Source organism: Nitrospirota bacterium, from assembly GCA_040756155.1.
GTDB lineage: Bacteria > Nitrospirota > Thermodesulfovibrionia > JACRGW01 > JBFLZU01 > JBFLZU01.
The window spans coordinates 1-8,062 of the sequence record JBFLZU010000086.1 but is presented as its reverse complement, the minus strand read 5'-3'; the positions used below and the strand labels follow the sequence as shown (position 1 = coordinate 8,062).

Sequence of the window (8,062 nt, the reverse complement as noted above, 5' to 3'; positions counted from 1 at the left end):
TCTGAGAAGTCGCTCTGAGATTGCAAATACAATCGTCTGTATCGGAAGCCATGATAATACCCTTGATCTCCTGTCAAATAGTCTTAAAAAGAAATTTCCAAAGTTGAGCCTTTCATCAGCCCATGTAGGTAGCTTAGGCGGACTTATGGCGATTAAACGTGGTGAGGCACATCTGGGGGGAACACATCTACTCGATGAAGAAACAGGGGAGTATAATATACCTTTTATAAAACGTCTTATCCCTGAAAAGAAGATAGTACTCGTAAATCTTGTTTACAGGGAGCAGGGCTTGCTTGTTCCAAAAGGTAATCCTAAAAACATAAAGGGTTTTGAAGACCTTACCAGAGAAGATGTAACATTCATAAACAGGCAGGCTGGTGCAGGCACAAGACTTTTGACTGATAAACATCTTAGAGAACTCGGTATAGACCCTAAAGATGTTAAAGGTTACACACACGAGGAATACACACATATGGGTGTTGCCTCTGCCGTGCTCACAGGTGTAACAGATACAGGACTTGCTATACTTGCCTCTGCTGTGGCGCTTAGCCTTGATTTCATACCTGTTGCAAAGGAGAGATACGACCTTGCAATACCACGGGAGTTTCTCAATACAGATATGATACAAAAACTGCTATCAATTATCATGGAGGATAAAGAATTCAGAAACCATGTCCTTTCTCTCGGTGGCTATGATATATCCGATATGGGTAAGATTATGTATGAAGGGTAAAAATATGTATGAACACCTGTATGGTCTGTGGGCAAACATCTGAACTAATCTCAGAGGGTCTCAATCTGTGTATTGAATGCATAAGAGAAAAACCCGATAAGGCAATCCCATATGCTGAAAGATCCCACAGAAAAAGCAGAGAAGCCTTTGGACTTCCTCCAAAGCATCCAGATGATATTAATGGGATTCCATGCAATATATGTGTTAATGAGTGCAGGATATCAGCGGATAGTCTCGGATTCTGTGGGCTTAGAAGAAATAAGGATGGAAGGCTTACAGGTGTTACTCCTGAAGAAGGAAAACTTTCATGGTATTATGATTCACTCCCTACTAACTGTGTTGCAGACTGGGTCTGTGCTGGCGGCATGGGTGCAGGATTTCCAAAATACGCCTACAAAGATGGTCCTGAATATGGATATAAAAACCTTGCTGTATTCTTCCATGCATGTTCTTTTGATTGCCTCTTCTGCCAGAACTGGCATTTCAGGGACGAGACCCTCAAGTCGGCAAGGAGAAAGGCAGAAGAGCTTGCAAATGCTGTTGACAGAACTACCTCATGCATCTGTTATTTTGGAGGAGATCCGACACCCCAGCTTCCCTTTGCCCTGAAGGCATCAAGACTTGCGATTGAAAAAAACAAAGACAGGATACTGCGGATATGCTGGGAAACTAATGGGACAATGAATAAAGGGCTTCTCAAAGAGATGATAGAGTTATCCCTCAATTCAGGTGGCTGTATAAAGTTTGACCTCAAGACATGGAATGAAAATTTAAATATCGCCCTGACAGGTGTTACGAATAGAAGGACATTGGAAAACTTTGCCTTTGTGTCAGAGAGTATAAAGGAGAGAACAGTACCACCATTATTGGTAGCAAGTACACTTCTTGTGCCTGGCTATATCGATGAAAAAGAGATAAGAGGCATAGCACGGTTCATTGCATCTCTTGATAAGAACATACCCTACGCCCTTCTTGGGTTTTATCCACATTTCTATATGTCAGACCTTCCAACAACATATAGGAGAGATGCACAAAGATACCTTGAGATAGCTCAAGAGGAAGGATTAATAAGGGTGCGAATTGGAAATATCCATCTGTTGTGTTGAATGCGAGGTTAGATGTTAAGTAAGTTAAACCTCAGGAAACTTGAGAGAGAACTTATAGATGTTTAAGGATGTATTCAGCATCCTCAATGAGCATCTCTGCACACTCTGGTTTTATATGGAATGTACTCTGTGCCTTTACCTCATTTATAAAGGCATTCAGTTGATTTGCTGTGGTCTTCTTCTGCCCTCTGTTTAATGCACTCTCTGCTGCATCAAGCTTTGCAAGAAGGCTCTTTACAATCCCTGCATTCGTTATCCAGCCAACATTGTATGATAATGTTACATCCTGCTTTGTGCTCTGTATGGTGGCTACACGAACTACAGTTGGTTTTGCCCCTGGGGTTGGGTCGTAATGGATCTTAAATTCTGAGATTATATTAGGGGTTGTGATACCTTTAAGGTTTATTCTCTGTGATTTACCGGAGGTATCAGAGGTATATATTGAAAGTGTATATAACGATGTCATATTTCCAATTACCTGTAGGGTATAGTTGCCTGCTAATGGGTCACCAACTATTACATTGTATCCCTCGACTCCACGTTCTCCAGTCATATCATCATCAATCCCCTCAGTGAAAGATTGTGATTGAGGAATTTGAGATACCTCTGAACCAATTGAAGGATCATATCCTGTCTTCTTACTTTGAGAGTCTATTAGTAATAGCTTTGCATATACATCAGGACTCTCAGTATCTATATGAATAGATATATCACTTAGAGTATTTCTCCCTGACCAGACCGATGTTGTCACTATCAAAGCAAGAAGTAACAACCCTATAAATATAAATAAATTTATCTTTTTCATAGCTCCTCTCCCCCTAACGAGGTTTTATGATACGAATACCATCAAATTTATTGTTGTATCTCTCTTTCAAGATTGTTATCTGTGGCGTATAACCAGGATCAATTATCCTGTATGTGTCGTTCTCTTTACCTACTGCAACAACAAAATGTTTTCCACCTTTTACATTTAAAATTACTGGATGACCAGCCTTTAATTCATTATCTACCTTATCTTTGTCCGGTATTTTAGAGCTATCAACATCGTAAGATATATTTGCATCTGGATATTTTGCAACAGCAGGCCACTCAATGTCTCCATTAGGTCTGAATCCGTTATTTTTATCATCCTTCATCCACTCATTCAGACTCACAATATCCACCATCGGCTGTCCTTTTTTATTCAGGTAGTAATTCAACACCATCGTTATGGATGTAAGAGCGCAACCCTTACTGCACAGACTCTTTTTAGTATAATCATAATAAGGTGGAGTAATTTTAAACTCTGGATCACACTGATAAACAGTCATCGGTAAGGTTATCTCTACCTCAGGCACTGGACACCACCAAGGAGTAATACCAGATAATAGGGATGCGGTAGATGTAGGACAAGGTTCTATAATTGGGACATCAGGACACCACCAATGCACAGTATCCTTTGCAACCTGCATCATTCTATCATACATAAATTTTCTCCCCTCAGATGTATCTTGATACCCCCAATCCAAAACAAGCCAAAAAGTATCAACAGGACGCTTGAATAAAACTAAAATATACTCGGGATTACGATATATACAGTAGTAAAAAGAATATCATGGCAAGATCTTAAAATCTGTGCAGCCAATTGTTACCAAAGTGCAATCCGTAATCGGCGTAACACCACCACATTCATAGGCACATACATCTTCTGCCTCTGCCCTTGATGATAAAGTAAACGCTGAAACTAAGATAAAAGCCATTATAAGAATACCCTTTGCATGATTATACTTCATTATTAAGTAACCCTCTTAAGATAAATTTTAAATTACTGACGGTGTTATTTAAAGCAAAAAGGATGCCAAAAGGCTGGGATTGTCTGTCTTTTTTGGATAAATGTTTGTTTTTAAAGAGATTTTAAAAGATAATCAGATACAATAATGATAAGGAGACAGAGGAATACTTGTAAGGATTTGCACAAGATCTTGTATTTCTGCACAAGAATATGTGAAATAAGGTCACGTAACAGGGTTGTCAGAGTAATCCCTTTTATACCCACAATTCTTCTTTATACATTTAAGTTGAAGACTGCCGTCACTTTTCCACTTTTCAACAAGAAAATGCATCCCGCATTGTGGACACTCCTCAGTAACCGGTTTATCCCATATCGCAAATTTACATTCAGGATAGTTGCTACAACTGTAGAATTTTTTTCTTCTCTTTGTGCTTCGTTCTATCAAGAAACCCTTGCATTCTGCTTCAGGGCATCTGACACCTGTGTTTATGGGCTTTGTGTATTTGCATAATGGATACTGAGAACAGGCGAGAAATTTGCCGAACCTTCCCTTTTTTATTACCATAGGCTCTCCACATTTTTCACAAAGCTCCTCTGTTTTCTCTTCTTCGATTACACTAAGGATACCAGATTCTTCCTTTGTAAACCTTTTTGCATTCTTACATTCAGGATAACCAGAACATGCAAGGAATTGACCATGCCTCCCCCATTTTATAACCATTTTCCTACCACATTTATCGCACAGAATATCCGTAGGTATCTCTTCTGATTTTATACTTTTCATGTTTTTGAATGCGGACTCAAGACTCTTACTGAATGGGCTGTAGAAATCCTTCAACACCTCGACCCACCTAAGATTCCCCTCTTCAATCTTATCAAGTTCTTCTTCCATCTTTGCGGTAAATGTTACATCGAGAAGATCTGGGAAGTTTGCTACTAAAAGATCATTTACAATCACTCCGAGTTCTGTTGGATGAAACCTGTTTTCTATCTTTTTGACATATTCCCTCTCCTGTATCGTTGAAAGGATGGTTGCATATGTGCTTGGTCTTCCAATGCCTTTTTCTTCCAGCGTCTTTACAAGTGATGCCTCTGTATATCTTGGCGGTGGTTGAGTAAAGTGTTGTCTTGGTTCTATACCAAGAACCTTTAAAGGCTCACCAACCGGTAGTGGTGGAAGCACCTCTCCCTCATCTTCAATCCCTTTACCTTTATCCTCATCCATCCCTTCTGTATAAACTGTCATAAATCCATGAAACTTCACTGTTGTCCCTGTAGCTCTAAATATATAATCCCCTGCCTTTATGTCCACAGATGTCTGATCAATCAGGGCTGGATTCATCTGGCTTGCTATAAATCTCATCCAGATTATCCTGTAAATCTCATACTGGTCTCTTGTGAGGTATCTTCTTATAGAATCTGGCTCTCTCAGAACCGATGTCGGTCGTATAGCCTCATGCGCCTCCTGCGCACCTCTTCTACTTGTATAAATTGGTAACTTTACAGGAAGGTAATCCTTACCGAATCGCTCCACTATATATCCTCTTGCCTCAGACCGTGCCTCATCAGAGATTCGTACTGAATCTGTCCTCATATATGTTATCAGTCCAACACTTCCTTCAGAACCAATGTCCAGTCCCTCATAAAGCTGCTGGGAAATAAGCATCGTCTTTTTTGCAGTAAACCTCAGTTTTCTTGCCGATTCTTGCTGAAGTGTACTCGTTGTAAATGGAGGAACAGGGTACCTCTTTTTTTCCTTTGTTTCAACAGAATCAACAATAAAGGGCTTTCCTTTTAGATCCCTGAGAATCTGTTCTGACTCCGCTGCCCTTTTTATTTCTATCTTCTTGCCCTTATGCCTTATAAGCCTGGCTGAAAAATCGGGTGGGGTTTTCCCCTGCAGGTGTGCTGTTATACTCCAGTACTCCTCTGGTATGAATGATGATATTTCCTTTTCTCTATCAACAATTAGCCTGACAGCAACAGATTGCACTCTGCCAGCACTGAGTCCTCGTTTCACTTTCTTCCACAATAATGGACTTATCTTATAACCAACAAGCCGATCCATTATTCTCCTTGCCTGCTGTGCTTCTACTTTATTATGGTCTATTTTCCCTGGGTTTGCTATTGCATCAAGGACAGCTTTTTTAGTAATTTCGTTAAACAAAACCCTGTAAATATTTTCGTTTGATCCATTCAATTCCTCTGCTATATGCCATGCTATAGCCTCACCTTCTCTGTCAGGATCGGGCCCCAGATATATGTTTTCGGCCATACGGGCTGACTTTTTAATCTCTGAGAGTATCTTACCTTTTCCTCTGATCGTTACATATTTCGGCAGAAAATCCCTCGTAATATCTACACCGAGCTCCTTCTCAGGTAGATCCTTCACATGACCTATGGAGGCTTTTACCATAAACTCCCTGCCGAGAAACTTATTTATAGTCCTTGCCTTCGCAGGAGATTCAACTATTACAAGGGCTTTTGTCTTCGTTCCCAAACTTATATCTCCCTAACAAACATCTTTCCTGGAAGCTGTTTTACAGCACCCCTGAGTTCTAAATCAAGAAGCACTGAGAGAACAGTGCCTGATGTAAGTCCACACACTCTCGTAATATAATCTATATGCACTGGTTCAGAGGAGAGATATTTGTAGATTACCGCTTCTTCTTCGGAGAGTGTTATTTCAACACTATCTTTACCACCTCTCTCCTTTATAGTGCCTTTAATCTGTGGTAAGAGCTCTGCTATAATATCGTCCGCATCTTCGATAAGTTTAGCGCCATCTTTAATGAGCATATTCGTCCCACGGCTTGTCTTTGATGTGATATTACCTGGCACAGCAAAAACCTCTCTACCCTGCTCAAGGGCTGCCTTAGCAGTAATAAGAGAACCACTCTCAGATGATGCCTCGACAAGTACAACACCCAGCGAAAGTCCACTTATGATACGATTTCTCGAAGGGAAATTTCCTGCCTCTGGTTTTGTAGAAAAGGGGAACTCTGTTATCACTGCACCGTGCTCTGCAATCTTCTCCATCAATTGTTTATTCTCTGGCGGATAAATTATATCTATTCCTGAACCAAGCACAGCAATGGTTCTACCCGATGCCGCAATCGCACCTCTGTGGGCAAATGTATCAATCCCTCTCGCCATCCCGCTGACAATTGTTAACCCCTTCCTGGCTAAATCGTATGCGAGTTTTTCTGCTATAGTTTTACCATAATGAGTTGCATCCCTCGAGCCGACTATAGCAATGGCATATCTGTCTAATTCCTGCAATTCCCCTCTCACATATATATAAGGGGGCGGATCATGTATCCGTTTCAGGTTAACAGGGTAAAGATTTTCAGTAAGCGTTAGAATCCGTATATTATACTTTTCTGCGAGATAAAGTTCTCTTTCAACCAGTTCTCTCCGATCAGAACTGAAAATACCCTTCGCTATTTCTTTCTTTATACCACATAGATCTTCGATCTCGTCTATAGGAAAAGATAAAACTGCCTCAGGAGAACCAAATCGTTCAATCAACCTTCTAAAGGTAACACTACCAATGCCAGGAGTCAGACCTAATGCAAGCCATGATTTAATCTCTGATAAATTCATCTAAATTCATCTTTACTTTTTTGGGTGATAACATATATAATAATGTAAATTTTAGTCAAGTTTTTTCAGTCGCTATACACTCATTTTGCATTTTTGGTTAAAAATAAGTATTTGTTAAAAAATACCCGATTTGAGTAGTTTTAGCGAGATAATTTGCTATTTTCGTAAAATACTTCTGATCTAACAGGTTTGACTTTTAACTTAAAAGTGGTATTTTTGTAGTAGAGGAAAAGGATGGCAAAACCCCCTAATGGGAAGCGGGTAATTAATACCCATGTCTCAGAAGAGGAATATAAATTCTTAAAGGAAATGGCAGAACGATATGCCATGACCCTTACGATGTATTTGAGAAACTTAGTAAGGGAGGAGATGAGAAGAACGGCAGGGGCATTAGAGGGGGTAATGAGAACTTAGTTCAGACGCCTATAATATCTGGAGGTGTAAGCCATACCAGAAGGTGTTGAGGAAGCGTCTGGTATGGTTCTTTTTTTCTCTTCTGCGGTGAGTGAGATCATGCAGTGATGTGCTGAGGAACAATGAAGAGTCAGGGGGCCAGGTCGTAGGAACGGTGTGCATGCCTGCCTGAGGCGGGAAGCCTAAAGTTTCTATCGAGGCACCCACTTTAAGAAAGACTCAGCAAGAAGGCATGAGACTTCACCGCAGAGGGATTGATCTTTGAAAACTGAATAGCAGTAACCTTCGGGTCCTACAAGTATAAGAATTCTTTGGAGAGTTTGATCCTGGCTCAGAACGAACGCTGGCGGCGCGCCTAACACATGCAAGTCGGACGGGCCTTGTGTGTAGCACAAGGAAATTTGAAGCACGAAGCACCAAATCCGAAACAAA

8 protein-coding genes, 1 rRNA gene and 1 other RNA gene are annotated in these 8,062 nt (G+C 40.5%); 5 read left to right on the top strand and 5 right to left on the bottom strand.

The features are described from left to right. On the top strand, nucleotides 1-733 hold a 733-nt coding region (locus AB1488_08615; protein ID MEW6410152.1), incomplete at its 5' end, for a substrate-binding domain-containing protein. A gap of 8 nt (nucleotides 734-741) precedes the next feature. Further along, a complete protein-coding gene (locus AB1488_08610; protein MEW6410151.1) occupies nucleotides 742-1,839 on the top strand; it encodes a radical SAM protein in 1,098 nt (365 codons plus the stop codon). 52 nt (nucleotides 1,840-1,891) lie between these two features. Here AB1488_08610 and AB1488_08605 read toward each other — a convergent pair whose 3' ends face one another. The 5 genes from AB1488_08605 to dprA all read right to left on the bottom strand — a co-directional run bounded on the left by AB1488_08605 (nucleotide 1,892) and on the right by dprA (nucleotide 7,216). Continuing rightward, nucleotides 1,892-2,644 (bottom strand): hypothetical protein, encoded by a 753-nt coding sequence (locus tag AB1488_08605; GenBank protein MEW6410150.1) that lies wholly within the window; start codon nucleotides 2,642-2,644, stop codon nucleotides 1,892-1,894. Between the two features lie 13 nt (nucleotides 2,645-2,657). After that, nucleotides 2,658-3,305, bottom strand: coding sequence for a C39 family peptidase (locus tag AB1488_08600; GenBank protein ID MEW6410149.1), 648 nt, complete (start codon nucleotides 3,303-3,305; stop codon nucleotides 2,658-2,660). Nucleotides 3,306-3,431: 126 nt separating this feature from the next. Continuing rightward, the gene (locus AB1488_08595; protein MEW6410148.1) at nucleotides 3,432-3,611 is read right to left on the bottom strand and encodes a hypothetical protein; all 180 of its coding nucleotides are present in this window, start codon (nucleotides 3,609-3,611) and stop codon (nucleotides 3,432-3,434) included. A 222-nt stretch (nucleotides 3,612-3,833) separates the two neighbouring features. Further along, nucleotides 3,834-6,110, bottom strand: a complete 2,277-nt coding sequence (gene topA, locus AB1488_08590) for a type I DNA topoisomerase (GenBank protein ID MEW6410147.1) — start codon at nucleotides 6,108-6,110, stop codon at nucleotides 3,834-3,836. A gap of 2 nt (nucleotides 6,111-6,112) precedes the next feature. Further along, nucleotides 6,113-7,216: a DNA-processing protein DprA gene (gene dprA, locus AB1488_08585; protein MEW6410146.1), complete on the bottom strand. Its 1,104-nt coding sequence runs from the start codon at nucleotides 7,214-7,216 to the stop codon at nucleotides 6,113-6,115. A 234-nt stretch (nucleotides 7,217-7,450) separates the two neighbouring features. On the opposite strand from dprA, the gene AB1488_08580 reads away from it, so the two are divergent. From AB1488_08580 to AB1488_08570, 3 genes are all read left to right on the top strand, one after another. Beyond that, nucleotides 7,451-7,630, top strand: coding sequence for a hypothetical protein (locus AB1488_08580; GenBank protein ID MEW6410145.1), 180 nt, complete (start codon nucleotides 7,451-7,453; stop codon nucleotides 7,628-7,630). A gap of 76 nt (nucleotides 7,631-7,706) precedes the next feature. Next, nucleotides 7,707-7,886: non-coding RNA, 6S RNA (ssrS, locus tag AB1488_08575), on the top strand. Between the two features lie 52 nt (nucleotides 7,887-7,938). Next, a 16S ribosomal RNA gene (locus AB1488_08570) occupies nucleotides 7,939-8,062 on the top strand; the annotation flags it as partial.

What these genes read in the sequence shown, in the direction of transcription:
- AB1488_08580 (MEW6410145.1), top strand. Translation starts at nt 7,451, where the DNA reads ATGGCAAAACCCCCTAATGGGAAGCGGGTAATTAATACCCATGTCTCA.
- AB1488_08610 (MEW6410151.1), top strand. Translation starts at nt 742, where the DNA reads ATGAACACCTGTATGGTCTGTGGGCAAACATCTGAACTAATCTCAGAG.
- dprA (MEW6410146.1), bottom strand. Translation starts at nt 7,216, where the DNA reads ATGAATTTATCAGAGATTAAATCATGGCTTGCATTAGGTCTGACTCCT.
- AB1488_08600 (MEW6410149.1), bottom strand. Translation starts at nt 3,305, where the DNA reads ATGTATGATAGAATGATGCAGGTTGCAAAGGATACTGTGCATTGGTGG.
- AB1488_08605 (MEW6410150.1), bottom strand. Translation starts at nt 2,644, where the DNA reads ATGAAAAAGATAAATTTATTTATATTTATAGGGTTGTTACTTCTTGCT.
- AB1488_08595 (MEW6410148.1), bottom strand. Translation starts at nt 3,611, where the DNA reads ATGAAGTATAATCATGCAAAGGGTATTCTTATAATGGCTTTTATCTTA.